Below are 23,160 nucleotides of genomic sequence, written 5' to 3'. Positions count from 1 at the left end.
CATTCAGGCCCGTTGGTCCCCCCGGCTCGTTTTGGGGCCTCCGGGCCGTTCCGAACCAGAGCGCTGGAAGGCTGTACTCCGTGACCGCAGAACGTTGTCATCTCCCCGCCGATTGTATGCAAACGGGAGCTCCTGAGTGATCCTTTCGCTCGCCCTCGCCATCGGCGGCCTCGTCGTCCTTCTGGTCGCAGCGGAAATCATGATCCGCGGCGCCGTCGGCGGCTCCCGCATCCTGAAGATCTCGCCCCACGTCATCGGCCTCACGGTCATCGCCTTCGGCACCTCGGCGCCGGAGCTGTTCGTCAGCATGAAGGCGGCCCTGCACGGGCATGATGGCATCGCCATCGGCAACGTGGTCGGCAGCAACATCGCCAACATCCTGCTGATGATCGGCACCGTCGGGGTGATCTATCCCTTCGCTTCCGGCGACCCGGCGTTGCGGCGCGACGGCTTCATGCTGTTGCTTTCCACCGTGGTCTTCGTCCTGCTCTGCAATGCCGGCATGATCGAGCGCTGGCACGGCGCGGTGATGCTGACCGTGCTCTTCGGCTATCTCTATTACTGCTACCGGGAAGACCGGAAGGTCGGCGCCTGCGGCGAGGAGAGCGTCCACGCCAAGGAGGTCGAGGAATTCGACAGCCTGCCGGACTCCATGCCCAAGGCGGCGCTCTATACGGTCATCGGCCTTGTCGGCGTCGCCTTCGGCGCCAAGCTGCTGGTCGACGGCGCGGTCGACGTGGCCCGCCTTCTCGGGGTCTCGGAGACGGTCATCGGCATCACCATGGTCGCGCTCGGCACCTCGATGCCGGAACTCGCGACCACCATCGTCGCCGCTGTGCGCCGCCACAACGACGTGGCGCTCGGCAACATTATCGGCAGCAACATCTTCAACACCCTCGGCATCCTCGGCGCCGTCGCCCTGGTGAAGCCGATCGGCATTCCGCAGGAGATCATGGAGCAGGATCTCTGGGTGATGGTCGCGGTCACCGTGGTCTTCATCACCGCCGCGCTCAGCCTGCGCACCCTCGGCCGTCCCCTGGCGGTGCTGTTCTTTATCGGCTACGGGCTCTTCATCGTCGGCCAGTTCACCAGCCTGACCCCGGTCTCGCTCGCCGGCGGCTGAACCGCCGGTCCGGTCTCAGCGCTCGTAAAGCAGGCTGAAGCCGACCGCCTCGCAGTCTTCGTAGACATCCGGCTTGCGCGTCGTGACCCGCACCCAGCGCACCGCCGACCGCTCGGCGATGATCTGGATGATCGCGTGGCAGAAGGTCTCCTGCAGGTTGAAGCGCTGTTCCGAGACCAGATCCAGGATCTCGGTGCGGACGAAATCGTAATCCAGCACCCGCTCGATATCGTCTCCGGCCCCGGTCGGATCGACATCGACCTCCATCTCGACGCTCACCAGCACGCGCTGCGGCTGACCGCGTTCGAAATCGTGGATGCCGATATCGACGGTGACGGCGAAATTCTCCAGCAGAATGCGGGCGCTGGTGATCGGCATGGCGCGTCAGCCCTCCCCGTCCATGAACGCGATGTCCCTCGGAAGCGCCTGCAACACCTGCCCGCCGTCGATGGTGACGGTCTGTCCGGTGAAGGCCGGCGCCGAGAGAATGAAACGCAACGCGGCAAGGATCTGCTCCGGCGTGCAGCCGCGCCCCAGCATCAGGGAGGCCTGGGACCGCTCGAACTCCTCCTCTGTCTGCGGGCCGCTCGGCAGCGCGACGCCCGGCGCGATCCCGGCGACCCGGATCTCCGGGGCGAGCTCCATCGCCAACATCCGAGTCAGGCCCTCCAGACCGAACTTGGTCAGCGAGTAGGAGAGATAATCGGGGTTGGGCGCGAAGACCTTGTTGTCGAGCAGGTTGACGATGCAGCAATCCGTGCCGGGTGCGATGCCGTCCTTCGCCTGCGCCCGCACCTGACGGGCGAAGGCCTGGGACAGCAGCACCGGCGCGCGCAGGTTGACCGCGTGATGCCGGTCCATGCGGTCCGCCGTCAGGTCCTCCAGACGGTCGCCCTCGAAGAGCGAGGCATTGTTCACCAGCAGCCCGAACGGCGGGACCTCGCCGGCCAGCTCCGGGATCAGGGCGGCAACGGCGCCGGCGTCCTCCAGATCGCACCGGACACTGCCGACAGACCCGCCCGCGGACCGGATCTCGGCCAGCAGCGCCTCCGCCTCGTCGCCGGAACCGTTATAATGGATGACGACGTGCCAGCCGTCCGCGGCGAGCCCGCGCGCCAGTGCCGCGCCGACCCGTCTGGCACCGCCGGTCACGAGGGCTGTGCGCATTTCTCCGGCAGGTATGCTCGTCATCGGAAAACCGGCATCAAAAAGGGACTCGATTCTGACTTCTCTGAGCCTAACCTTATGCAGGACAGGGAAAAAGCAAGACCAAAAAATTTACGGCTATTTTTACACATTTTTGGTTAACGGAATTCTCAGTCACGATTGGGTCATAGCTCCGTCACAAATTGTGATACAAATCAGCGCCTTAGAGTATTTATTATTTAATTTCAGGCAGTTAATTGTCTTGCATATTTTTTGGGCAATGCGGCCAATGTGAGGGAAAGCGGGCCCTCGAACCACGCACACAAGAGTTATGCACAACCTTTTCCACACAGACCGGGGATAGAGTCGAGCACATTCGCCCGCGCGTTAAGACGTTCCAGAAACGTTCTCCGTGAACCCTTTCCCGGCCCCGCCCCGATCCGCTAGAAAGACATCATGTCGACAGCCAAACCAGCCAGCCCCGATGCATCGGACGCCGCTCAGGAGAGCAACAAGCGCGGCGCCGGAAAGCCCCCCGCGCCGAAACCGGATATCGAGCACGGCGTGAAGGTGATCCAGGCCCAGGTCAAATTGCTGCCAAACGCGCCCGGGGTCTATCGCATGATCGATCACGCGGGCGACGTGCTCTATGTCGGCAAGGCGCGCAACCTGAAGAAGCGGGTCGCGAACTACACCTTCCCGGCGAAGCTGCCGCACCGGATCTTCCGGATGGTGAGCGAGACCCAGCGCATGGAGTTCGTGCGCACTCACACGGAAGTCGAGGCGCTGCTGCTGGAGAGCAATCTCATCAAGAAGCTGCGCCCGCGCTTCAACGTGCTGCTGCGCGACGACAAGTCCTTTCCCTACATCCTGCTGACCGGCGACCATGACTGGCCGCAGCTTGTGAAGCACCGCGGCGCGCGCAGCCGCAAAGGCAACTATTTCGGCCCCTTCGCCTCGGCCGGCGCGGTCAACCGGACAATCACAGCCCTGCAGCGCGCCTTCCTGATCCGGAACTGCTCCGACGCGATCTTCGCCAGCCGCACCCGGCCCTGTCTGCAGTACCAGATCAAGCGCTGCGCGGCGCCCTGCGTCGGCTATGTAAGCGACGCGGAATACGGCGAGCTGATCGACCAGGCCAAGGCCTTTCTCACCGGCTCCAGCCGCAAGGTCTCGCAGCAACTTGCGGAACGGATGCAGGAGGCGAGCGACACGCTCGATTTCGAGACCGCAGCGCGGTTCCGCGACCGGATCCGCGCGCTCGCCCATATCCAGGCGCACCAGGACATCAACGTCGAGGGCGTCGAGGATGCCGACGTCATGGCCCTGCACGGCGAGGGCGGCACCGCCTGCATCCAGGTATTCTTCTTCCGCGGCGGCAGCAATTACGGCAACCGGGCCTATTTCCCGAGCCACGACAAAAGCCTCGAGGCCGGCGAGATTCTCGCCGCCTTCATCGGCCAGTTCTACGACAACAAGCCGCCCCCGAAGCTGGTCATGGTCAGCCACGACATGCCGGAGCAGGAGCTGATCGCCGAAGCGCTGGGTACGCGCGCCGACCGCAAGGTGGAGGTGCTGCGCCCGCAACGCGGCGCCAAGCGCAAGCTGATGGAACACGCGATCGCCAACGCCCGCGAGGCACACGGCCGGCGGCTCGCGGAAAGTGCCTCGCAGCGCAAGCTGCTCGACGGCCTGGCCGAGGCGCTCGATCTCGATCAGCCGCCGGAGCGGATAGAGGTCTACGACAACAGTCATATCCAGGGCACCAACTCGATCGGCGCGATGATCGTCGCAGGACCAGAGGGGTTGATGAAGAGCGCTTACCGCAAGTTCAACATCCGCAACGTCGTGCCGGCTGACGCCCCGATGCCCGAAGCGGATAACGCCGAGGCGGACGGCGAGGCGCCTGTCCAGGCGGGCGACGATTACGCCATGATGCGGCAGGTCCTGACCCGCCGCTTCAGCCGGGCAATGAAGGAAGACCCCGACCGTACGTCCGGCAACTGGCCGGACCTGGTATTGATCGACGGCGGACAAGGTCAGGACGCGGTCGCGCGCGAGGTCTTCAACGAGCTTGGAATCGAGGACGTGGCGATCGTCTCCATCGCCAAAGGACCTGACCGGGACGCCGGGCGCGAGCGCTTCTTCACCGGCAAGCGCGCGCCCTTCTCATTGCCGATCAACGACCCGGTGCTCTATTTCCTGCAGCGGCTGCGCGACGAGGCGCACCGCTTCGCGATCGAGACCCACCGGGCCAAACGGGCGAAAGCGATCGGCCAGTCGAAGGTCGACGAGATCCCGGGGATCGGCGCCAAGCGCAAGAAGGCGCTGCTCCATCATTTCGGCTCCGCGCGCGAGGTCTCCCGTGCGGGCTTGCAGGATCTGGAAGCGGTAGACGGGATCAGCAAAACCGTCGCAAAACGGATATATGATTTCTTCCACGATGACGGCTGATTGGTGTAGCTTCGCCCTCAAGAAGAGAGCGGCTGCAAGAGCCGCCAATGCCAATCTTCAGATCGAAGCAGAGATATGACCGGCCTTCCCAATCTGCTGACCCTCTCGCGTATCCTGGTGATCCCCTTCATCATCGCGCTCATCTGGCTTAACGAGCCGATGTATCGCTGGATCGCGCTCGGCCTCTACGCCTTTGCCGGTATCACGGATTATCTGGACGGTTATCTCGCCCGTTCGATGAACCAGCAGTCCGATTTCGGCCGCCTGCTCGACCCGATCGCGGACAAGCTTCTGGTCGGTGCCTGCCTGCTGATCCTCTGCGCGCTGGACCATATCTCCGGATACAGCCTGCTGCCGGCGCTGATCATCCTGCTGCGCGAGATCCTGGTTTCGGGTCTGCGCGAGTTCCTCGCCGAGATCCAGGTCCGGATGCCGGTCAGCAAACTTGCGAAATGGAAGACAGCCTTCCAGATCGGGTCGCTCGGCTTTCTCATTGTCGGCTCCGCGGGGCCCGCGTGGCTGCCGACTGTTCTGATCGGCGAGGGCCTGCTCTGGGCCGCGGCGATCCTGACCCTGGTCACCGGCTACGATTACCTCCGCTCCGGCCTGCTGCATGTGACCCCGGAAGCCCAGGCAGAACGAGCGCGCAGGAGATCCTCATCCGGCAAGGGCGCCGCCGCGGATGCGTGACTTGAGCCGGGCATGTCCGGACTACTAGACTTCGCCCCATGAAGATATTCGGTCTCGTTGGATGGAGCGGCAGCGGCAAGACGACCCTGCTCGTCAAGCTGATCCCGGAGTTGGTGTCCCGCGGCGTGCGGGTCTCCACCATGAAACATGCCCATCACGCCTTCGACGTCGATGTTCCCGGCAAGGATTCCTACGAACATCGCGCGGCCGGGGCGACCGAGGTTCTGGTGACCTCGGCCAATCGCTGGGCCCTGATGCACGAGAACCGCGGGTCGCCGGAACCCGCCATCGAGGAGCTGATCCCGCATATGAGTGCGGTCGATCTGCTGATCGTAGAGGGCTTCAAGGATCATCCGCACGACAAGATGGAAATCTTCCGGCGGGAGACCGGCAAGGCGCTGTTGCAGCCGAACGACCCGCAGATCCGGGCCGTGGCGTCCGACGGCCCGGTCGCGGAGGCGACCGTTCCCGTGCTCGATTTGAACGACGTCGCGGCGCTCGCGGACTATATTCTCGACTTTACTGGTCTTTCGAAAGCCGCGTGAGCCATGTCGCAACTGACCGATGACTGCTTCGCCTTCGGCGGCAAGCTGATTCCCGTCGCCGACGCGCTCGCCCGCTTCCGGGAGATCCTGCATCCTATCGTCGAGCAGGAACGGGTCCCGCTCGGCGCGGCCCTCGGACGCATCCTCGCGCAGGACATCGTCGCCACCCGCTCGGTACCGCCGCACGACAATTCCGCCGTCGACGGCTATGCCGTCTATTTCGACGACCTCGCGACGGACGCCGATACGGTGCTTCCCGTCGCCGCGACCGTCGCGGCGGGTCATCCGCTTGACAGCTCGCAGCGGCGGGGAACCGCTATCCGCATCTTTACCGGCGCCCCGATGCCTTTGGGCGAGGATGGGGATGCTCCCGATACGGTTATGATGCAGGAGGATTGTCGGGCAGAAGGCGACCGGGTGGTCATCCCTCCGGGCATCAAGCGCGGCGCCAACCGGCGCTTCGCGGGAGAGGATATCTCCGAAGGAACCCGCATTCTCGAAGCCGGGATCCGGCTACGGCCGCAGGATATCGGACTTGCCGCGGCAACCGGCCTGACGGAACTCCCGGTCTTCAAGCCACTCAGGGTGGCGATCTTCTCGACCGGCGACGAGATCCGCGATCCCGGAGCGGACGCCCCCTCGGGGACGGTCTACGATTCCAACCGCCATACGCTGGCGGCATTGCTGCGCGGGCTCGGTTGCGAGATCGCGGATATGGGCATCCTGCCCGACCGGCTCGACGGTATTCGCGACGGTCTCGCGAAAGCGGCAGCCGAGGCGGACATGATCCTGACATCCGGCGGGGTCTCCAGCGGCGGCGAGGACCATGTGAAAGCGGCGGTCGAGGCCCAGGGTTCCTTGCATTCCTGGCGGCTCGCAATCAAGCCGGGACGGCCGGTCGCGCTGGGTCAGGTCGGAAAGACCCCCTTCGTCGGCCTGCCGGGCAATCCGGTCGCCGTCATGGTGACCTTTCTCCGCGTCGCCCGTCCGCTGATCGAGCAACTCTCCGGGGCGCGCCCGCACGCGCCGGAACTCTTCCCGGTGCGTGCCGCCTTCGATTACAAAAAGAAGATCGACCGGCGGGAATATGTCCGCGTCATGCTGCGGCGGAATGGCGACGGTGCGCTTGAAGCGGAAAAGTTCGAGCGCGAGGGCGCCGGCGTGCTTAGCTCTATGGTCGCCGCCGACGGCCTGGTGGAGCTGCCGGAGAGCTGCACCAGAGTCAAAGCCGGCGATATTGTCGATTACCTGCCCTTCAGCGAGGTTGGCCTGTGAAGATTCTCTATTTCGCCTGGATGCGCGGCAAGACCGGTATCGGAGAGGAAGACGTGGCGCCTCCGGCCGAGGTGACGGATGTCGCCGGGCTGATCGGCTGGCTAAAAACGCGCGGTCCCGGTTTCGAGGACGCCTTCGCCAATATGGACGTCGTGCGGGCGGCGGTGAATCAGGAATTCGTCGAACTCGACGCACCGGTGAAAGCCGGCGACGAGGTCGCCTTCTTCCCGCCGGTCACCGGAGGCTGAGTCGATGATCCGGGTCCAGAAGGAAGATTTCGATCTGGGCGAGGAACTCCGCGCGCTCGGCGCCGGGAACCACAATATCGGCGGCATCACCAATTTCGTCGGCCTCGTCCGCGACATGGCCGGCGACGAACATGTCGGCGCCATGACGCTCGAGCATTATCCCGGCATGACAGAGAAGATGCTGGAGAAGATCGAGGCCGAGGCGAACGAGCGCTGGCCGCTCGAGGCCAGCCTGATCATCCACCGCTACGGACGAATGGAACCGGGAGAGCAGATCGTGCTGGTCGCCTGCGCCTCGCCGCACCGGGAAGCCGCCTTCGAGGCCTGCCATTTCCTGATCGACTGGCTTAAGACCAAGGCACCCTTCTGGAAACTCGAAGAGAAAGATGGGGGCGCCTCATGGGTCAACGCGCGCGCCAGTGACGACGCCGCCGCCGCGAAATGGCGCTAGTTCGACGCCGAACCGGGTGGCGGGCCAAGAATCTTTTGGATGTTTAACTCAACCCAATCCGCCAAATCCCGCACCTTTACAGCAGCTTCCTGACCGAGTGGCGTCAGGCTGTATTCGACATGAGGCGGAACGACTTGATAAGCGACACGCTTCACCAGACCGTCCTTCTCAAGCTGGGAAAGCGTCTGTGCCAACATCCGTTCGCTGACGCCGTTGATCTCACGCCGTAGCTGACTGAAGCGCTTGGTCCCGCCCAGAAGTGCGATCAGCACCAATACGCCCCATCGGCTCGTAATGTGGCGCATCACCTCGCGTGAAGGACATGCCACAGACATCAAATCGCCGCGCCGAAGATGATCTGTAAGGGACTGCGGCGCGGTCTCCGCAGGACTCAGAGGTCTATTTTTCATACTTACATTTATGTACGTACTTACGTTTAAGAAGCAAGCGCCTAAATCTGATGGACATCACGCTTCTCAGTGAAAGGAAGAGAAATGACCATCGCCGTTACCGGCGCCAGCGGCCAACTCGGACATCTGGTTATCGAACAGCTAATGTCGCGAGCACCACGAGAAACGATCGTCGCCCTCGCCCGCAGTCCGCAAAAGGTTGCAGACTTTCGCGTCGAGGTTCGCAAATTCGACTATTCGAAGCCAGACGGGCTTGCCGCGGCGCTGACGGGTGTGGAAACGCTGCTTCTCATATCCTCAAGCGAGGTCGGCAAGCGCTCCATGCAGCACCAGAACGTCATTGACGCTGCTGTCGAAGCTGGTGTGGCGCGTATTGTCTATACAAGCATTCTACGGGCCGACACGACAGACAACCCGCTGGCCGAGGAACACAAGACAACCGAGGCTGCGATCCAAGCCTCTGGCATCCCATTCACAATTCTTCGAAACGGCTGGTACTGCGAGAATTACGAGTCGGCCGTCGCCGCCAGTCTGGAACATGGAACGGTAATCGGCAGCGCGCGAGACGGCAGAATTTCCGCCGCTGCGCGTATCGATTACGCTGAAGCTGCGGCAATCGTAGTGACGCAGAGCGGACGCGAGAACAAGATCCATGAATTGGCTGGCGATACATCCTTCTCGATGTACGACTTTGCAGAAGAGCTATCACGCCAGAGCGGTCGGACCATCCCCTACACCGATCTGCCTGAGGCGGACTACGCGGAGGCACTCCTCGACGCTGGCCTTCCGGAGCCGTTCGCGAGACTCCTCGCGCGCACTGACGTGACGGCGGCAGGTGGGTCGCTTTTCGACGACACGCGTCAATTGTCCGCGCTGATCGGTCGACCGACTACGCCGATCTCAAAGACGATCGAAAGCAGGCTCGCTTGACCGTTCCGGGGCCGCCCCAAATCTGTCGCTTTCGGGTTGAAAAGGGGCGGCCACGGGCCACTAATTCAGAGCGCGCTTGAAATTTTGTAACGGCCTGAAAATTCAAGTTAAATTTCGGCATTTACCATGCGTGAATCGCATGCGGTCCATGCAAAAAACGCAATTGTTGCATCGCGTCATCTCAACGATACGGGACGCGGCAATTGAACGGGCCATCGGGCCGCCTGCGTTACCCCGCAGACGGCCTTTGCTCTACCCGGAGCAGCTCACGCCCGTCGCCGGACGAGAACCGACGATGTGGCAGGGAGACCGGGCGATGGGCATTCGCTTGGAAGAGCGCGATTTGCTTGACGTGGCCGTCGAACACGGCCTCAAGGACTATCCGTTCTGGGCCGGTGCAGAGCGCCGCATCACCGATGCCGATATCGACCGCGCGCTCGCCGAAGAGCGCTTGATTGCCCCCGACGACAATCGCGATCCGAACACGCCGATGAGTGCCGAAGAGCATGCCGCCCGTGTGGCCTGGCTGGTGCGGCACGGCGATTTCAGACGGATGAACCTGGTGTTCCGCAACGGCCGTCTCTGCGACGGCAATCACCGTTTCGCCGCCTGTCTCTATGCCGGCATCGAGCGCATCCGGTGCGTTTTCATGGAGACCGACACAGTGCAGGCCGCCGCAGCCGCCTGACGCCCCCTGGCGCCATGACCTTGTGAGCGCGCCGATTGCAGCGCTAGACTCCGGTCAGTCCCATTCGCCGGAGTGACCATGATCGGTGCCATAACCCTGCTGCTCGGATGCCACCTCCTGGGCGAGCTGTTCATCGCCGCAACCGGCCTGCCCCTGCCGGGGCCTGTGGTCGGCATGGTCATTCTCTTCACCGGGCTGATGACCAGGGGCGGCGTTCCCGACAGCGTCGCGCAGGTCTCCGACACCCTGCTCCGCAATCTCTCACTCCTCTTCGTTCCGGCCGGAGTCGGCGTGATGCTTCACCTTTCGCTGATCGAGAAGGAATGGCTGGGCGTCACCGCCGCGCTGATCGGCAGCAGTGCGATCACCGTCATATTCACCGCCCTGCTCATGGTGGGCCTCAAGAAGCTTTCCCATCTCGGAGCAAACGACTGATGGACGGTGGTTTCAGCGATATCTGGGTCTATCTCTCCGCGAGCCCGCTGCTGCATCTCTTTCTGACCCTGCTCGCCTATCTCGGCGGTCAGAAGCTGTATGAGCGGCTCGGCATGCATCCGATGGTCAATCCGGTGCTGATCGCGGTGATCGCGCTGGTGCTCATCCTCACCGTTACCCGCACCCCCTATCTCGTCTATTTCGAGGGCGCGCAGTTCGTCCATTTCCTGCTTGGTCCCGCGACCGTCGCGCTCGCCCTGCCGCTCTACCGGCAGGTCGCCCGGGTCCGCAAATCGCTGCTCCCGATTCTCGTCAGCGTGATCTTCGGCTCCATCGTCGCGACCGGAAGCGCGCTCGCGATCGCCTGGCTGTTCGACGTATCGGAAGCGACGCTGATCTCCATCGCGCCCAAATCCGTGACCACGCCGGTCGCAATGGGCATCAGCGAGAAACTCGGCGGCCTGCCCTCCCTGACGGCGGTTTTCGTCATCCTGACCGGGATCATGGGGGCGATGATCGGTCCGCTCGTGCTCAACATCCTGCGCATCAAGGACTGGTCGGCCCGCGGTTTCGCCATCGGCGTCGCCGCGCACGGGATCGGCACGGCGCGGGCCATGCAGGTGAGCGAGGTCGCCGGCGCCTTCTCGGGCCTCGCCATGGGACTGAACGCGCTCGCCACCGCGATCCTGCTGCCGCTGCTCTGGAACCTGATCTTCTGATTGTCCCCGATGCGCCGCCACGCCCGCGACGGGGCGGCGCATCGGGACAAGACAACAGGCATTTCGGGGCGTAGTGTCCCGGCACCATGACCGACTCTGCCGCCTCCCCCATCGACCGTCCAAGCTTCGGCATCGCCCTCATCCTGGTCGGGATGCTGGCGATTTCCATCAACGACATGCTGATCAAGCAACTCTCGGGCGGATATCCGCTGCACCAGATGGTCTTTACCCGTTCGGCCATCGGCATCGCCTTCGGTCTCGTCATCGTACAGTTCGAGGGCGGCTGGCAGATCCTAAAAACGCGGCGACCGGGGCTGCACGCGTTCCGGGGGCTGCTGGTCGTGATCGCCAACATGTCCTACTTCGCGGCGCTGGCGGTCCTGCCGCTGGCCGACGCCACCGCGCTCTTCTTCGCCGCGCCGCTTTTCATCACCCTGATGTCGATCCCGGTGCTGAAGGAAAAGGTCGGTCCGTTCCGGCTCGGCGCCGTCCTTGTCGGCTTCATCGGCGTGGTGATCATGCAGCGCCCCTGGGCGAGCCCCGAGGATCTCGGCGTCAGCCGGCTGGTCCTGGTGCTTCCGGTAGTCTCCGCGATCACCTATGCCGGCATGCAGATCATGACCCGTAAGCTCGGCATGAGCTCCAAGCCCTCCGCGCTCGCGGTCTATATCCAGACCATGTTCCTGCTGGTGGCGGGCCTGTTCTGGATCTTTGCCGGCGACGGGCGCTTTGCCGAGGGCACGGACAACGAGAGCCTGATCTTCCTGCTGCGCGCCTGGGTTTGGCCCGAGGGTGTGGATCTCTGGCTCTTTATCGGCCTCGGCTTCAACTCGGCCGCCGTCGCCTATTGCCTCTCCGCCGCCTACCGCTCGGCGGACGCCGCGATCATCGCGCCGTTCGAATATACCGGACTGCTGCTGGCGGTTTTCTGGGGCTGGGCGATATGGGGCGAGATCCCGGGGCTCGAGGTCAAGATCGGCATCGTCCTGATCATGGGATCGGGGCTCTTCGTCTTCCTGCGGGAGCGTCAGCGCAACCGCCCGCTCGCAAGCGACCCGCCTCGCGGCACGGGCGCCACCCGGCGCTAGTCCAAATCGGATAGAAGATCGACCGTCCTGACCGGCGGGATCGGCCAGAGGTCGGCGCCCGGCTGCTCGACCCAGTGCAGATGATTGAGGACCTGTCCGGCGGTCCGCGCCTGGGAGACGAGATCGAGGTCGATCTCGGCAAAGAGCAGCATGTCCTCGTCGAACCGGCCCTCCGCGACGATCCCGGTCTCGGGAAAACCGATATCCGGCGGCCCGTAGACCCCGGCGACGCCCCGGTTGACATCGACCGACGGCGACCAGGGTGCGTTTCCCACTGTCGGGCTCACCACCGTGTAGCACTGGTTCTCCAATGCCCGCGCCATTGCGCCGACCCGGACACGTCCGTGGCCGCGCAGCGTATCGGTGCAGCTCGGGATCAGGATCAGCTCCGCGCCGGCTTCGACCATGGTGCGCACCAGCAGGGGAAACTCGCAGTCGTAACAGATCGCCACACCGATACAGCCGATATCGGTCTCGAAGACCGAGAGTCCGTCACCGCCGCCGACCGCCCATTCCTCGCGCTCGAAGCGGGTCATGATGATCTTGTCCTGAGACCCGCTACGGCCGTTCGGGGCGAAAAGGCGCGCACGGTTCACCGGAAGATCCCGGCCGACCACATGCAGCGGCAGCGAGGCGGCGAGGATGTGCAGGCCATGCCTGCCCGCCAGCTCCATGTGCAGCGCATCGACCTTTCCGGCGAGATCGTCGAGCGCCGAGATCTGGCCCTGCAGATCCGCCTCCACCGCCTCGCCGAAGATCGAGGCGAGTTCCATCGCGCCCTATTCGGGAAACAGCAGCAGGGAGGCCCCGCCATCCGCCGCCGCGGCGGCAATGCCGGAGATGCGCTCCTCGTAGGCCTCGAAACTTCCCGGCCGTCCGATGGCATATTGCGCGGCGGCAACGGTGAACCGGCGGCACCGCGTCATGCGAGATCCCGGACCCAGAACTGCATCGGCTTCTCGCTCTCGCTCTCCTCGTCGATATCCTTCCAGGAGAAGCCGGTGGTCAGCCCCTCGACCTTGCGAAAACCGAAATGCTGCCAGACCGGGTCGAGCGGCGGGATGGCCGGATCGCGGAGCGGATGGTCCGCAGGCCGGACGACACCGCAGAAGGTCTCCCAGCGGAAACCGCCAAGCCGGATGGCATGCTCCCGGCGGCGGTCGAGGAAGCCGCGATAGAGGCCCTGGCCGCGATATTCCGGAAGCATCACGGTTTCCGCACCGTAGAACACCTGCTCCGGCGGAAAGGCGGACCCCCGGAAGGGCGCAATCAATTCGTCATGCTCTGAGAGCAGCGGCATCCCGGTGGATACTCCGATGATCCGGGCGCCGTCGCGGGCGGCGATGACCACCGCCCCTTCGGCCTCCGCCAGCTTGGAGATATAGCGGCGCTCCCAGTCTTCGGTGCCATCATAGAGGTAGGGCCACTCGCGGAAGATCCTGATCCTGAGCTCGGCCACTTGCCCGACGGCAGCGTCGAATCCGGGCGCGCCCGGGGTCAGATTTTCAAAACTCGCTGCCATTCTTCTGATCCTTTCCCTCGACCAGGATCAAGGCAATCCAGTCGCGCAGATTGTAATGGCTCGTGATCCTGGTGATGCCGCCCGGGCCGATCTCGAAAAAGGCGCCGACAGCGAGCGTATAGTCCTGGCCGGCTGCGGGTGGAAACCCCTCGTCGGTCGCGACATAAGAACCGGAGACCGTATATTCAGCCGCTGCGCGGCTTCCGTCCGGATGAACCATGATCACGAGGTCGGACAGCGTTTGCCGGTAGCAGGTCAGAACGCGCCGGCAATGCGCTTCGAAGAGCGGTTTTCCGATCCGCCGCGCCCCCTGATTCACATCATGGATGACCCCGTCGGAAAGACATTCAAGCATTGCGGGAATATCGTTTCGACCGAGAGCGGCAAAAAAATCCTCTATCAGCGCCAGAACGGCCCTGCCCCCCCGGTCCCCTTCCATCACGTCGGCCTCTTGAGCTCTTACGTTTTGGCTGGATGGCACCGTATTGGAACAATCGATCAGGTCAAAGCAAAGATTTGTTGCCTATTGCCCGCCGCCGACCTGTCCGATCCAGTCGTTCAGATTGTAGTAGGTCGTCACCCGCGCGATCTTCCCGTCCGCGATCTCGAAAAACGTTCCCGCAGGCAGGCAGTAGGTCTGACCGCTCGCAGGCGGCAGGCCCTCGTCGTCGGCAAGATAGGTGCCGTTGACGGTGAACTCCGCCGAGGCCCGTGCGCCGTCCAAGGAGGTCATCACCGCGATGTCCGTCAGGTTCTCCCGATAGCAGCGGGACATGTGGGCACAGAATTCCGCGAACTGCGTCTTCCCGGTCCTCCGTCCGCCCTGGTTCACGTCATGTGCGACATCGTCCGCGAGACAGGCAAGCATGCCGTCGACGTCGCCGACATTGAAGGCGGCGAAATATTGCTTCACGAGCGCCTCCGCGCTCTCTGCGTTCTGGGTTTTTCCCGACATATTCGGTTCCCTGGAAATCGTTGACGCTCCGCCCGGCAGCCATCGGGCGATCGCACGGTCGCCCAGACTATCCGTGCCATCTCCATTCCGGGCGACATAATTTGACCTCTATGACGCAGCCGCTTGACCTTTGTCAGCCCCCGCCCCTATCTCTAGCGCGGATCAGGTGGTCGGATGGCCGCTGGCGGTTTCGACCGCTGGAGGAAAGTCCGGGCTCCACGGAAACACGGTGCCGGGTAACGCCCGGCGGGGGCGACCCCAGGGAAAGTGCCACAGAAAGCAAACCGCCTGCCCGCTTCGGCCGGCTGGCAAGGGTGAAAGGGTGCGGTAAGAGCGCACCGCGCGGACGGCAACGGACGCGGCATGGTAAACCCCACCGGGAGCAAGACCAAATAGGGATGGCCGGCCGCGCCGCGAGGCGGCGGCAGATGGGTTTACGCATCGCCATCCGGGTAGGTCGCGCGAGGCGGTCGGCAACGATCGTCCCAGAGGAATGGCCATACAGGTGCTTTCGGGCACTGGACAGAACCCGGCTTACAGACCGCCTGATCCCGATTTCGAGATAGCCGATCTTCCCGCGGTGAGAGTTTTCTCACAGATCGCAAGTCGGCTCACGCAAGAACAAAACAAGAACAAATACTCGTCACGGAAAAAATCAAGTCTTCCACGTCGCGCTTTTTTCCCACGAAGACGCAACCGATCCGCGAGATCTGCCACTTAATTTCAAGACCTTCAAAAATCACAAGAAAAACGCTGCGAATACCGCGGCTTCCCAGCTTATTCCCATTGCGCTCCACTTTGTCCCATGATATCCCATAGTATCCCATAAGGGACCGTGCCAGACCCATATCCACCCCATGGGCTTCACCGGCACCGGACCGAATGGGTTTTGGGTTGAACGGCTTTCCGGACGCGGGAGGCCGGATATGAAACGGGGGATGTCGTGGCAGTCTTTCTGTCCACATTTGCGAACAAGGTTGACCGGAAGGGCCGTGTGTCCGTTCCGGCATCTTTTCGCAGCGTCCTCGAACGGCAGGCTTCCTCCGGCCTGATCCTCTACCCGTCCTTCAAACATCCCTGCATCGACGGCTGCGGCGACGAACGCATCCAGGAAATGGTCGACTCCATCGACCGGCTCGACGCCTTCTCCGAGGAGGCCGAGGACCTGCAGACCATTCTCGCCGACGCCCGTCAGCTCACCATCGACGGCGATGGCCGGGTGATGATGCCGAAGGACCTGCTCGATTATGCGGGCATCTCCGACACCATCATGTTCGTCGGCCTTGGCAAATCCTTTCAGCTCTGGGAGCCGAACGCCTACGCGGCGCACCGGGACGAGAAGCGCAAGCGCGCCCGCGATCGCGGCATCACCCTGCCCATGGCCGGGCGCGGGAGCGACAAATGAGCGGCACGGTCCATATTCCCGTGCTCCGCGACGAGGTCGTCGACGCCCTGAAAATCGAAGACGGCAAGATCTTTCTCGACGGCACCTTCGGCGCGGGCGGCTATACGACCGCGATCCTGGAGACCGCCGACTGCAAGGTCGTCGCGATCGACCGCGACCCCGATGCCATCGCGCGCGGCAAGCCACTGATCGAGCGTTTCGGCGATCGCCTGACCCTGATCGAAGGCCGCTTCGGCGACATGGACACGTTGCTGCAGGAAGCCGGCATCGCCCACGTCGACGGCGTCGCGCTCGATATCGGCGTCTCCTCGCCGCAGATCGACGAGGCGGCACGCGGCTTTTCCTTCCGGGAGGACGGCCCGCTCGACATGCGCATGGAACAATCCGGGCCGAGCGCCGCGGATGTCGTGAACAACGAGAGCGAACAGAATCTCGCCAACCTGATCTACCGGCTCGGCGAAGAGCGGCATTCCCGCCGCATCGCCAAAGCCATCGTCCTGGCACGGACCAGCGGCGCCATTGTCCGGACGTCCCAGCTTGCTGAGATCGTCCGGGGAGTGGTGCCGCGCGCCCGGGGCAAGGACACGATCGATCCCGCGACCCGGACTTTCCAGGCCCTGCGCATCCATGTGAACGACGAGCTCGGAGAACTCGACCGGGGGCTCGCCGCGGCCGAGCGGGTCCTCCGTCCGGGCGGCCGTCTTGCCGTCGTTTCCTTCCACAGCCTGGAAGACCGCCGGGTGAAGACCTTCATCCGCACGCGTGCCGGCAAGACCGCGCGACCGTCCCGCCATGTTCCGGACACCGGTGCGACCGGTCCGGCGCCAAGCTTCGTCGAGATCACGCGCAAGCCGATCGGCCCCGGCGCGGAAGAGGAGAAGCGCAATCCGCGGGCCCGTTCCGCGCGTCTGCGCGTCGCCGAGCGCACCGACGCGCCGGCCTGGGACGACAGGGAGGCCGCATAATGGTGCGTCGCTCCACCGCCCTTTGGCTCGTCCTTGCAACCTGCGCCGGGATCACGCTCTTCCTCGTCAAGCACGAGGTGCAGGAGCGCGAGGATCGGCTCAACGCGCTGCATACCGAAATCCTGGCGAATCAGGAAGCCATCCAGGTCCTGAAAGCCGAATGGAGCTACCTCAACCGACCGGAGCGGCTTGAGCGCCTTGTGCGTGAACTCAGCGAGGAGCGTCCGGCGGACCGCCTGCAGCGCGCGACTCTCGACATGCTGCCGCAGCCGCTGAACGGCGATGGCGAGACCCCGGTGACGGAGGCCGCCCATGCCGGCGGCGTGGTTCTGCCAATGGCCCGGCCCGTCTCGCTCGGAGCACGCCAATGACCCATACCCGGATCGACATGGACGACATACCGAAGCCGGAAAAGACCGTGCGGATCGAAGGCTCCGGCAAGCAGGCTCTGGAACAGGGCCGCACCCGGCTGCTGATCGCCGGCTCGGTCTTCGCGCTCGCCTTCAGCGTGATCGCTGCTAGGGTGGTCGACGTCTCCGTGTTCGACCGCGGCGCCGAACCGAACCTGGCTCAGGAGAGCGGCAGCCTCACACACAAGACCGGTCGCGCCGACATCGTGGACCGTAACGGCATGCTGCTGGCGACGACGCTCAGCGTCCCATCGCTCTATGCAGACCCGAAATTCATCATGGATCCGGCCTCGGCCGCGGAAAAGATCCGCACCGTCCTGCCGGATCTCGACCAAACAGAGCTTCTGTCGAAACTCGCTTCCGACAAGCGGTTCGTCTGGCTGAAGCGCAACCTGACCCCGCGCCAGCAGTATGACGTGAACAAGCTCGGCGTGCCGGGACTCTATTTCCAGCGCGAGAGCAAGCGCATCTACCCGCAAGGCCGGCTCACTGCCCATATCGTCGGCCGCGCCGGGTTCGACGATGTTGGCCTCTCCGGTATCGAGCGGTCCCACGATACCTTGCTGCGCGACGGCTCCGAGCCGCTCCGCCTCTCGGTCGATCTTCGCGTGCAGCATATCCTGCGCGAGGAATTGCAGACCCAGATCGACGCATTTGACGGCATCGGCGCGGCCGGGATCGTGCTCGACACCGATACCTCGGAAATCGTCGCCATGGTCTCGCTACCGGATTTCGATCCGAACCGGCGGGACAAGATCTCCGACAACGCGATCTTCAATCGCGCCTCTCTCGGCGTTTACGAGATGGGTTCGACCTTCAAGATCTTTAACACCGCGATGGCGCTCGATTACGGCACCACTTCGCTTTCGGGCGGTTACGACGCGAGCAAGCCGATCCGGATCGCGCGCTTCACCATAAGCGACTATCACGCCAAGAACCGCTGGCTCTCGGTGCCGGAGATCTTCATGTACTCGTCCAATGTCGGGTCGGTGAAGATGGCCATGGACGTGGGTGGCGAACGCCAGCGCGCCTTCATGGAAAAGCTCGGCTTCATGAAGGCATCCGCCATTGAACTGCCGGAACGCGGCCATCCGATGGCGCCGAACCCCTGGCGTCCGATCAACACCATGACGATTTCCTTCGGCCACGGCATCGCGGTCAGTCCGGTGCATCTGGCGAACGGGGTCGCGGCCATGGTCAATGGTGGCATTCACCGCCCCGCGACCCTGCTTCGCCGCGAAAGCGACGAGCTTCTGGTCGGCGAGCGGATCATCAAGGAAAAGACCTCACACGCCGTCCGGCGCCTGCTGCGCCTGGTGGTGGAAAACGGCACCGGCCGCAATGCCGCGGCCGAAGGCTATCTCGTCGGCGGCAAGACAGGCACGGCGGAAAAACCGGGCCAGGGCGGCGCCTATCGCCGCAAGGCCCTGCTCTCCTCCTTCGTCGGCGTCTTCCCGGTCAACCAGCCGCGCTACGTGGTGCTGGCGATGGTGGACGAACCGAAAGGCAACAAGAGCAGCTTCGGCTACGCCACCGGCGGCTGGGTCGCCGCGCCGGCGGTCAAGCGGATCGTCGAACGCGCCGCTCCGCTGCTGAATGTGGCGCCGGTCGACGAGGACGCGCCCGAAATTCGCCGCGCTCTCATGGTCAAGATCCCGCAAGCCAAAGGGAAAAAAGCACTTGCGTCTTTCTGAACTGATAAACGGCGACCTGACCCGCCGCGATCCCCGGACCGCCGCCCTGGCGGCCTCCGGCGCGCTTGAGCGCGATATCGCGGGACTCACCGCCGACAGCAGGGACGTGAAGCCGGGCTATCTGTTTGCGGCACTTGCCGGCAGCAATCTCGACGGGCGCAAGTTCATTACTGACGCGGTTCGCCGCGGCGCGGTCGCCGTGTTGGCGGAAAACGACACCGATCCCGTCGAAACAGATATCACCCTGATCTCGGACGATAATCCGCGCCGTCGGCTTGCCGTGATGGCCGCACGATTCTATGGCCGCCAGCCGGAAACGGTCGCTGCCGTGACCGGCACAAGCGGCAAAACGTCAACCGTCGAGTTCGTCCGCCGCATCTGGGCCGCGCTCGGCGAGAAGAGCGCCAGCCTCGGCACCCTCGGCATCACCACCGAGACAGGCTCCGAAGGCCCCGGTCTGACAACGCCGGACCCGGTGGCGCTCCACGCTGCGCTCGCCGGTCTCGCCGACGGCGGCATCGATCATCTCGCGATGGAAGCCTCCAGCCACGGGCTCGACCAGTTCCGCCTCGACGGCGTGAAAGTGAATGTCGCGGCATTCCTCAACCTCAGCCACGAGCATCTCGACTACCACCGCACCATGGCCGACTACCTGAAAGCCAAGGCCGGACTGTTCGAGCGGGTCCTTCAGGCGGACGGCACCGCCGTGCTCTGCGCCGACGCACCGCAATCGGCGGAACTTGCCGAAATCGCGGCCGAGCGAGGCATTCGCGTTCTCACTTTCGGTCGCAAATGCGGCTCCGACTTCCGCATCACCGACTGGGCACCGACCCAGACGGGGCAACGGCTTACGATCGTCCACCAGGGCCTTGAGCATTCTGTCGACCTGCCGCTGATCGGCGCGTTCCAGGCGATGAACGTCCTCGCCGCGACCGCCATAACTGTCGCAGCCGGCGCCGATCTGCGAGAAGTGATCGCTATTCTACCGACGCTTGAAGGTGTCCGGGGTCGAATGGAACTCGCCGCGCAGCACCCGAACGGCGCGCCGATCTTCGTCGACTACGCTCACAAAGCTGAGGCACTCGAAACCGTCCTCAAGGCGATCCGCCCGCATGTCGAGGGCGAATTGCATGTCGTTTTCGGCTGCGGCGGCGACCGGGACACGGGCAAGCGCCCGATCATGGGCCGGACCGCCGCCGAACTCGCCGACCACGTCTATGTGACGGATGACAACCCGCGCACCGAAAACCCGGACAGAATTCGTTCTGAAATCATGGCTACCTGCCCCGGTGCCGCCGAAATCGGCGACCGCGCGACGGCGATCGAGACCGCGATCCGCGCCCTCGGCCCGCAGGACGCGCTGATCATCGCCGGAAAGGGCCACGAAACCTACCAGATCGTCGGAACCGAGACCCGGGACTTCGACGACAGAGACGCCGCGCGCGCTATCGCTACAGCTCTTCTGGGGGAAGACCGATGACCGCTCTCTGGACATCGGACGAGCTGAAGCGGGCGACGCGCGGCACCCTTCACGGCCCGGCCTTCGAGATTGCGGACCTTGTCATAGACAGCCGCAAGGTGACGCCCGGCTGCCTGTTCGTCGCGCTCCCCGGCGAGCGCGTCGATGGGCATGACTTCGTCGGCGCCGCGCTGGAGGCCGGTGCAGCCGCCGCTCTGGTCGGCCGTATTCCGGCCGGACTGGAAGCAAACGCCCCGCTGCTTGAGGTCGAGGACGTTCTCGGCGGTCTTCGCGATATTGCGGCCGCCGCGCGGGCGCGGACCGGTGCGACGGTGCTCGCGGTGACCGGCAGCGTCGGCAAGACCGGCACGAAGGATTCCCTCGCCGCCGCCCTCTCCGTCTTCGGCGAGGTGCATGCGAGCGCCGGCAACCTGAACAATCACATCGGTGCGCCGCTGAGCCTCGCGCGCCTGCCGCAGACGGCCGACTACGCCGTTCTCGAACTCGGCATGAACCATCTCGGCGAGATCTCGGAGCTGACCCGGCTGGTGCGCCCGGATCTCACGATCATCACCAATGTCGAGGAAACCCATATCGGGCATTTCCGCGATGTCGAGCAGATCGCGGAAGCCAAGTCCGAGATTTTCGAGGGCCTGAAGGAAGACGAAGGCCTCGCGGTACTCAATCGCGACAATGCGCATTTCTATTTCTGCGCGGAGCGCGCGGAGGCCACCGGCGCACGGATCGTCAGTTTTGGGCGCAGCGAGGACGCCGACGTGCGCCTGATCGGTGCCGAATGCGGCCCGGAGGGTTCCAACATCGTGGTCCGCGTCGAGGGCCGGCAGCTGGTCTACCGGATCGACGGCATAGGCATGCACTGGGCCTTCAACTCGGTCGGCGTGCTGGCCTGCATCCATGCGCTCGGGCTCGATCTTCAGAAAGCAGCGCGGGCCATCCGCGAGGTGAGCGCGAAGGCGGGCCGCGGCAAGCAGGAAGAGATCGCGTTCGACGACGCCAGCCTGTTGCTGATCGACGAAAGCTACAATGCGAGCCCAGCTTCCGTCACCGCCGCACTCGACGTGCTGTCGATGACCAAACCGAAGGGCGCCGGACGCCGCATCGCGGTGCTTGGCGATATGCTGGAACTCGGCGACCGCGCCGAATTCCTCCATCTCGACCTGCTGGCCAAGGTCTGCGGTTCCGCGGATCTGGTTTTCACCGTCGGCCCGATGATGGACCAGATGATCCGCAACCTGCCGCCGATGCTGGTCGGAGGCCATGGCGCAACCGCCGAAGAGGTCGCGCCGATGGTGGCCGCCGAGCTCGAAGACGGCGATGTGGTTCTGGTCAAGGGCTCTCTCGGCATGGGCATGGCCCCGATCGTGGCGGCGATCCGCGCGCTCCCGGAAAACCAGAAGACTGCGCCGCGCAACGCGGCCTACGGAGGCTAGGCCGCGCCATGCTGTATCATCTCCTCGTTCCGCTCGCCGACGAATTCCAGATCTTCAACCTGTTCCGCTATCTCACTTTCCGGACCGGCGGCGCCATCATGACCGCGCTCCTGATCGGCTTCGTGCTGGGGCCGTGGCTCATCGACTGGCTGCGCAGCAAGCAGCGCGAGGGGCAGCCGATCCGCGAGGACGGACCGGAGAGCCATCTGCTGACCAAGAAAGGCACGCCGACCATGGGCGGCCTGCTGATCCTGATCGCGCTCTCTATCTCCACCCTGCTCTGGGCCGATCTCGGCAACAGCTTCATCTGGGCGGTGCTGCTTGTCACCGGCGGCTTTGGCCTGCTTGGCTTTGCCGACGATTTCCTGAAGCTGACCAAGCGCAACACGAAAGGCCTGCCCGGCAAGTTGAAGCTGCTCGGGCAGATCGCGATCTCCCTGCTCGCCGTGCTGATGGTGCAGGATGCGATGCCGGCAGGCATCGCCAACGGCCTCGCGGTACCGTTCTTCAAGGACGTGCTGATCGACCTCGGCTGGTTCTTCGCGCCTTTCGCGATCTTCGTCATGGTCGGCGCCTCGAACGCTGTGAACCTGACCGACGGGCTTGACGGACTCGCGATCGTGCCGGTGATGATCGCCGGCCTCTGCTTCGCCCTGATCGCCTACCTCACCGGCAACGCGGTGTTCGCCAACTACCTGCAGATCAACCACGTGCCCGGCACCGGTGAACTCGCGGTGTTCTGCGGCGCCCTGCTCGGCGCCGGTCTCGGCTTCCTCTGGTTCAACGCCCCGCCGGCCATGGTCTTCATGGGCGATACAGGCTCGCTGTCCCTCGGCGGCGCGCTCGGCACCATCTCCATCGTCACCAAGCACGAGCTTGTGCTCGCCATCATCGGCGGGCTCTTCGTGCTGGAGACCGTCTCCGTCATCGTTCAGGTCGCCTCCTTCAAATTGACCGGCAAGCGCGTCTTCCGCATGGCGCCGCTGCACCATCACTTCGAGAAGAAGGGCTGGGCGGAGCCGACCGTCGTCATCCGGTTCTGGATCATCGCCGTCATTCTGGCGCTGATCGGCCTTTCCACCCTGAAGCTGAGGTAG

At 64.1% G+C, this 23,160-nt stretch carries 27 protein-coding genes and 1 other RNA gene; 20 read left to right on the top strand and 8 right to left on the bottom strand.

Annotated elements, in window-relative coordinates:
- Positions 1-136 precede the first annotated feature (136 nt).
- Positions 137-1,123, top strand: a complete 987-nt coding sequence (locus tag NUH88_RS17150) for a calcium/sodium antiporter (RefSeq protein WP_257767619.1) — start codon at positions 137-139, stop codon at positions 1,121-1,123.
- 15 nt (positions 1,124-1,138) lie between these two features.
- On the opposite strand, the gene NUH88_RS17145 is transcribed toward NUH88_RS17150, so the two are convergent.
- Both NUH88_RS17145 and NUH88_RS17140 read right to left on the bottom strand, forming a co-directional pair.
- Positions 1,139-1,501: a dihydroneopterin aldolase gene (locus NUH88_RS17145; RefSeq protein WP_257767618.1), complete on the bottom strand. Its 363-nt coding sequence runs from the start codon at positions 1,499-1,501 to the stop codon at positions 1,139-1,141.
- Between the two features lie 6 nt (positions 1,502-1,507).
- Positions 1,508-2,290, bottom strand: coding sequence for an SDR family oxidoreductase (locus tag NUH88_RS17140; RefSeq protein ID WP_257767617.1), 783 nt, complete (start codon positions 2,288-2,290; stop codon positions 1,508-1,510).
- Between the two features lie 435 nt (positions 2,291-2,725).
- On the opposite strand from NUH88_RS17140, the gene uvrC reads away from it, so the two are divergent.
- The 6 genes from uvrC (at position 2,726) to NUH88_RS17110 (ending at position 7,932) form a co-directional block, all read left to right on the top strand.
- Positions 2,726-4,723 (top strand): excinuclease ABC subunit UvrC, encoded by a 1,998-nt coding sequence (uvrC, locus tag NUH88_RS17135; protein ID WP_257767616.1) that lies wholly within the window; start codon positions 2,726-2,728, stop codon positions 4,721-4,723.
- A gap of 75 nt (positions 4,724-4,798) precedes the next feature.
- On the top strand, positions 4,799-5,413 hold the full coding sequence (pgsA, locus tag NUH88_RS17130) for a CDP-diacylglycerol--glycerol-3-phosphate 3-phosphatidyltransferase (protein WP_257767615.1): 615 nt from the start codon (positions 4,799-4,801) through the stop codon (positions 5,411-5,413).
- Positions 5,414-5,451: 38 nt separating this feature from the next.
- Entirely contained in the window at positions 5,452-5,958 is a 507-nt protein-coding gene (gene mobB, locus NUH88_RS17125; RefSeq protein ID WP_257767614.1) for a molybdopterin-guanine dinucleotide biosynthesis protein B, read from the top strand.
- A 3-nt stretch (positions 5,959-5,961) separates the two neighbouring features.
- Positions 5,962-7,233, top strand: a complete 1,272-nt coding sequence (locus tag NUH88_RS17120; protein ID WP_257767613.1) for a molybdopterin molybdotransferase MoeA — start codon at positions 5,962-5,964, stop codon at positions 7,231-7,233.
- Complete coding sequence (gene moaD, locus NUH88_RS17115) at positions 7,230-7,481, top strand: molybdopterin converting factor subunit 1 (protein ID WP_257767612.1); 252 nt, start codon at positions 7,230-7,232, stop codon at positions 7,479-7,481. The genes NUH88_RS17120 and moaD overlap by 4 nt, the downstream gene beginning before the upstream one ends.
- Before the next feature lie 4 nt (positions 7,482-7,485).
- A complete protein-coding gene (locus tag NUH88_RS17110; RefSeq protein WP_257767611.1) occupies positions 7,486-7,932 on the top strand; it encodes a molybdenum cofactor biosynthesis protein MoaE in 447 nt (148 codons plus the stop codon).
- Here the strand turns inward: NUH88_RS17110 and NUH88_RS17105 are convergent.
- A complete protein-coding gene (locus NUH88_RS17105) occupies positions 7,929-8,237 on the bottom strand; it encodes a winged helix-turn-helix transcriptional regulator (protein ID WP_257772245.1) in 309 nt (102 codons plus the stop codon). The two genes, NUH88_RS17110 and NUH88_RS17105, sit on opposite strands and share 4 nt — an antisense overlap.
- A gap of 189 nt (positions 8,238-8,426) precedes the next feature.
- On the opposite strand from NUH88_RS17105, the gene NUH88_RS17100 reads away from it, so the two are divergent.
- The 5 genes from NUH88_RS17100 (at position 8,427) to NUH88_RS17080 (ending at position 12,202) form a co-directional block, all read left to right on the top strand.
- A complete protein-coding gene (locus NUH88_RS17100) occupies positions 8,427-9,272 on the top strand; it encodes an SDR family oxidoreductase (RefSeq protein WP_257767610.1) in 846 nt (281 codons plus the stop codon).
- 316 nt (positions 9,273-9,588) lie between these two features.
- Positions 9,589-9,960, top strand: a complete 372-nt coding sequence (locus tag NUH88_RS17095; protein ID WP_257767609.1) for a hypothetical protein — start codon at positions 9,589-9,591, stop codon at positions 9,958-9,960.
- A 78-nt stretch (positions 9,961-10,038) separates the two neighbouring features.
- The gene (locus tag NUH88_RS17090) at positions 10,039-10,395 is read left to right on the top strand and encodes a CidA/LrgA family protein (protein WP_257767608.1); all 357 of its coding nucleotides are present in this window, start codon (positions 10,039-10,041) and stop codon (positions 10,393-10,395) included.
- Positions 10,395-11,114 (top strand): LrgB family protein, encoded by a 720-nt coding sequence (locus NUH88_RS17085; RefSeq protein ID WP_257767607.1) that lies wholly within the window; start codon positions 10,395-10,397, stop codon positions 11,112-11,114. Before NUH88_RS17090 ends, NUH88_RS17085 begins: the two co-directional genes overlap by 1 nt.
- A gap of 86 nt (positions 11,115-11,200) precedes the next feature.
- Entirely contained in the window at positions 11,201-12,202 is a 1,002-nt protein-coding gene (locus NUH88_RS17080) for a DMT family transporter (RefSeq protein WP_257767606.1), read from the top strand.
- Here NUH88_RS17080 and NUH88_RS17075 read toward each other — a convergent pair.
- The 5 genes from NUH88_RS17075 to NUH88_RS17055 form a co-directional block, all read right to left on the bottom strand.
- On the bottom strand, positions 12,199-12,975 hold the full coding sequence (locus NUH88_RS17075; RefSeq protein ID WP_257767605.1) for a carbon-nitrogen hydrolase family protein: 777 nt from the start codon (positions 12,973-12,975) through the stop codon (positions 12,199-12,201). The two genes, NUH88_RS17080 and NUH88_RS17075, sit on opposite strands and share 4 nt — an antisense overlap.
- 6 nt (positions 12,976-12,981) lie before the next feature.
- Complete coding sequence (locus tag NUH88_RS17070; protein ID WP_257767604.1) at positions 12,982-13,128, bottom strand: hypothetical protein; 147 nt, start codon at positions 13,126-13,128, stop codon at positions 12,982-12,984.
- A complete protein-coding gene (locus tag NUH88_RS17065) occupies positions 13,125-13,724 on the bottom strand; it encodes a GNAT family N-acetyltransferase (protein WP_257767603.1) in 600 nt (199 codons plus the stop codon). Before NUH88_RS17065 ends, NUH88_RS17070 begins: the two co-directional genes overlap by 4 nt.
- Positions 13,708-14,163, bottom strand: a complete 456-nt coding sequence (locus tag NUH88_RS17060) for a nuclear transport factor 2 family protein (protein ID WP_257767602.1) — start codon at positions 14,161-14,163, stop codon at positions 13,708-13,710. Before NUH88_RS17060 ends, NUH88_RS17065 begins: the two co-directional genes overlap by 17 nt.
- A gap of 84 nt (positions 14,164-14,247) precedes the next feature.
- The gene (locus tag NUH88_RS17055) at positions 14,248-14,679 is read right to left on the bottom strand and encodes a ketosteroid isomerase-related protein (RefSeq protein WP_257767601.1); all 432 of its coding nucleotides are present in this window, start codon (positions 14,677-14,679) and stop codon (positions 14,248-14,250) included.
- A gap of 162 nt (positions 14,680-14,841) precedes the next feature.
- Here NUH88_RS17055 and rnpB point away from each other — a divergent pair.
- From rnpB to mraY, 8 genes are all read left to right on the top strand, one after another.
- An RNA gene (gene rnpB / locus NUH88_RS17050) (RNase P RNA component class A) lies at positions 14,842-15,232 on the top strand.
- Positions 15,233-15,622: 390 nt separating this feature from the next.
- The gene (gene mraZ, locus NUH88_RS17045) at positions 15,623-16,084 is read left to right on the top strand and encodes a division/cell wall cluster transcriptional repressor MraZ (protein ID WP_257767600.1); all 462 of its coding nucleotides are present in this window, start codon (positions 15,623-15,625) and stop codon (positions 16,082-16,084) included.
- Positions 16,081-17,049 (top strand): 16S rRNA (cytosine(1402)-N(4))-methyltransferase RsmH, encoded by a 969-nt coding sequence (gene rsmH, locus NUH88_RS17040; RefSeq protein WP_257767599.1) that lies wholly within the window; start codon positions 16,081-16,083, stop codon positions 17,047-17,049. The genes mraZ and rsmH overlap by 4 nt, the downstream gene beginning before the upstream one ends.
- A complete protein-coding gene (ftsL, locus tag NUH88_RS17035) occupies positions 17,049-17,420 on the top strand; it encodes a cell division protein FtsL (protein ID WP_257767598.1) in 372 nt (123 codons plus the stop codon). Before rsmH ends, ftsL begins: the two co-directional genes overlap by 1 nt.
- A complete protein-coding gene (locus NUH88_RS17030; protein ID WP_257767597.1) occupies positions 17,417-19,153 on the top strand; it encodes a peptidoglycan D,D-transpeptidase FtsI family protein in 1,737 nt (578 codons plus the stop codon). Before ftsL ends, NUH88_RS17030 begins: the two co-directional genes overlap by 4 nt.
- The gene (locus NUH88_RS17025) at positions 19,140-20,633 is read left to right on the top strand and encodes a UDP-N-acetylmuramoyl-L-alanyl-D-glutamate--2,6-diaminopimelate ligase (RefSeq protein ID WP_308220070.1); all 1,494 of its coding nucleotides are present in this window, start codon (positions 19,140-19,142) and stop codon (positions 20,631-20,633) included. Before NUH88_RS17030 ends, NUH88_RS17025 begins: the two co-directional genes overlap by 14 nt.
- Positions 20,630-22,063, top strand: coding sequence for a UDP-N-acetylmuramoyl-tripeptide--D-alanyl-D-alanine ligase (locus tag NUH88_RS17020; protein WP_257767596.1), 1,434 nt, complete (start codon positions 20,630-20,632; stop codon positions 22,061-22,063). The genes NUH88_RS17025 and NUH88_RS17020 overlap by 4 nt, the downstream gene beginning before the upstream one ends.
- 8 nt (positions 22,064-22,071) lie before the next feature.
- On the top strand, positions 22,072-23,160 hold the full coding sequence (gene mraY, locus NUH88_RS17015; RefSeq protein ID WP_257767595.1) for a phospho-N-acetylmuramoyl-pentapeptide-transferase: 1,089 nt from the start codon (positions 22,072-22,074) through the stop codon (positions 23,158-23,160).

The sequence above is a fragment of the Nisaea acidiphila genome (genome assembly GCF_024662015.1).
Lineage (GTDB): Bacteria > Pseudomonadota > Alphaproteobacteria > Thalassobaculales > Thalassobaculaceae > Nisaea > Nisaea acidiphila.
Note: the sequence above shows the minus strand (reverse complement) of the source record. Positions and strands in the feature narration are given on the sequence as shown.

Coding starts and splice junctions, on each gene's coding strand:
- NUH88_RS17145 (WP_257767618.1), bottom strand. CDS start 1,501: ATGCCGATCACCAGCGCCCGCATTCTGCTGGAGAATTTCGCCGTCACC.
- NUH88_RS17140 (WP_257767617.1), bottom strand. CDS start 2,290: ATGCGCACAGCCCTCGTGACCGGCGGTGCCAGACGGGTCGGCGCGGCA.
- uvrC (WP_257767616.1), top strand. CDS start 2,726: ATGTCGACAGCCAAACCAGCCAGCCCCGATGCATCGGACGCCGCTCAG.
- pgsA (WP_257767615.1), top strand. CDS start 4,799: ATGACCGGCCTTCCCAATCTGCTGACCCTCTCGCGTATCCTGGTGATC.
- mobB (WP_257767614.1), top strand. CDS start 5,452: ATGAAGATATTCGGTCTCGTTGGATGGAGCGGCAGCGGCAAGACGACC.
- NUH88_RS17120 (WP_257767613.1), top strand. CDS start 5,962: ATGTCGCAACTGACCGATGACTGCTTCGCCTTCGGCGGCAAGCTGATT.
- NUH88_RS17110 (WP_257767611.1), top strand. CDS start 7,486: ATGATCCGGGTCCAGAAGGAAGATTTCGATCTGGGCGAGGAACTCCGC.
- NUH88_RS17105 (WP_257772245.1), bottom strand. CDS start 8,237: ATGCGCCACATTACGAGCCGATGGGGCGTATTGGTGCTGATCGCACTT.
- NUH88_RS17100 (WP_257767610.1), top strand. CDS start 8,427: ATGACCATCGCCGTTACCGGCGCCAGCGGCCAACTCGGACATCTGGTT.
- NUH88_RS17095 (WP_257767609.1), top strand. CDS start 9,589: ATGGGCATTCGCTTGGAAGAGCGCGATTTGCTTGACGTGGCCGTCGAA.
- NUH88_RS17090 (WP_257767608.1), top strand. CDS start 10,039: ATGATCGGTGCCATAACCCTGCTGCTCGGATGCCACCTCCTGGGCGAG.
- NUH88_RS17085 (WP_257767607.1), top strand. CDS start 10,395: ATGGACGGTGGTTTCAGCGATATCTGGGTCTATCTCTCCGCGAGCCCG.
- NUH88_RS17080 (WP_257767606.1), top strand. CDS start 11,201: ATGACCGACTCTGCCGCCTCCCCCATCGACCGTCCAAGCTTCGGCATC.
- NUH88_RS17075 (WP_257767605.1), bottom strand. CDS start 12,975: ATGGAACTCGCCTCGATCTTCGGCGAGGCGGTGGAGGCGGATCTGCAG.
- NUH88_RS17070 (WP_257767604.1), bottom strand. CDS start 13,128: ATGACGCGGTGCCGCCGGTTCACCGTTGCCGCCGCGCAATATGCCATC.
- NUH88_RS17065 (WP_257767603.1), bottom strand. CDS start 13,724: ATGGCAGCGAGTTTTGAAAATCTGACCCCGGGCGCGCCCGGATTCGAC.
- NUH88_RS17060 (WP_257767602.1), bottom strand. CDS start 14,163: ATGGAAGGGGACCGGGGGGGCAGGGCCGTTCTGGCGCTGATAGAGGAT.
- NUH88_RS17055 (WP_257767601.1), bottom strand. CDS start 14,679: ATGTCGGGAAAAACCCAGAACGCAGAGAGCGCGGAGGCGCTCGTGAAG.
- rsmH (WP_257767599.1), top strand. CDS start 16,081: ATGAGCGGCACGGTCCATATTCCCGTGCTCCGCGACGAGGTCGTCGAC.
- ftsL (WP_257767598.1), top strand. CDS start 17,049: ATGGTGCGTCGCTCCACCGCCCTTTGGCTCGTCCTTGCAACCTGCGCC.
- NUH88_RS17030 (WP_257767597.1), top strand. CDS start 17,417: ATGACCCATACCCGGATCGACATGGACGACATACCGAAGCCGGAAAAG.
- NUH88_RS17020 (WP_257767596.1), top strand. CDS start 20,630: ATGACCGCTCTCTGGACATCGGACGAGCTGAAGCGGGCGACGCGCGGC.
- mraY (WP_257767595.1), top strand. CDS start 22,072: ATGCTGTATCATCTCCTCGTTCCGCTCGCCGACGAATTCCAGATCTTC.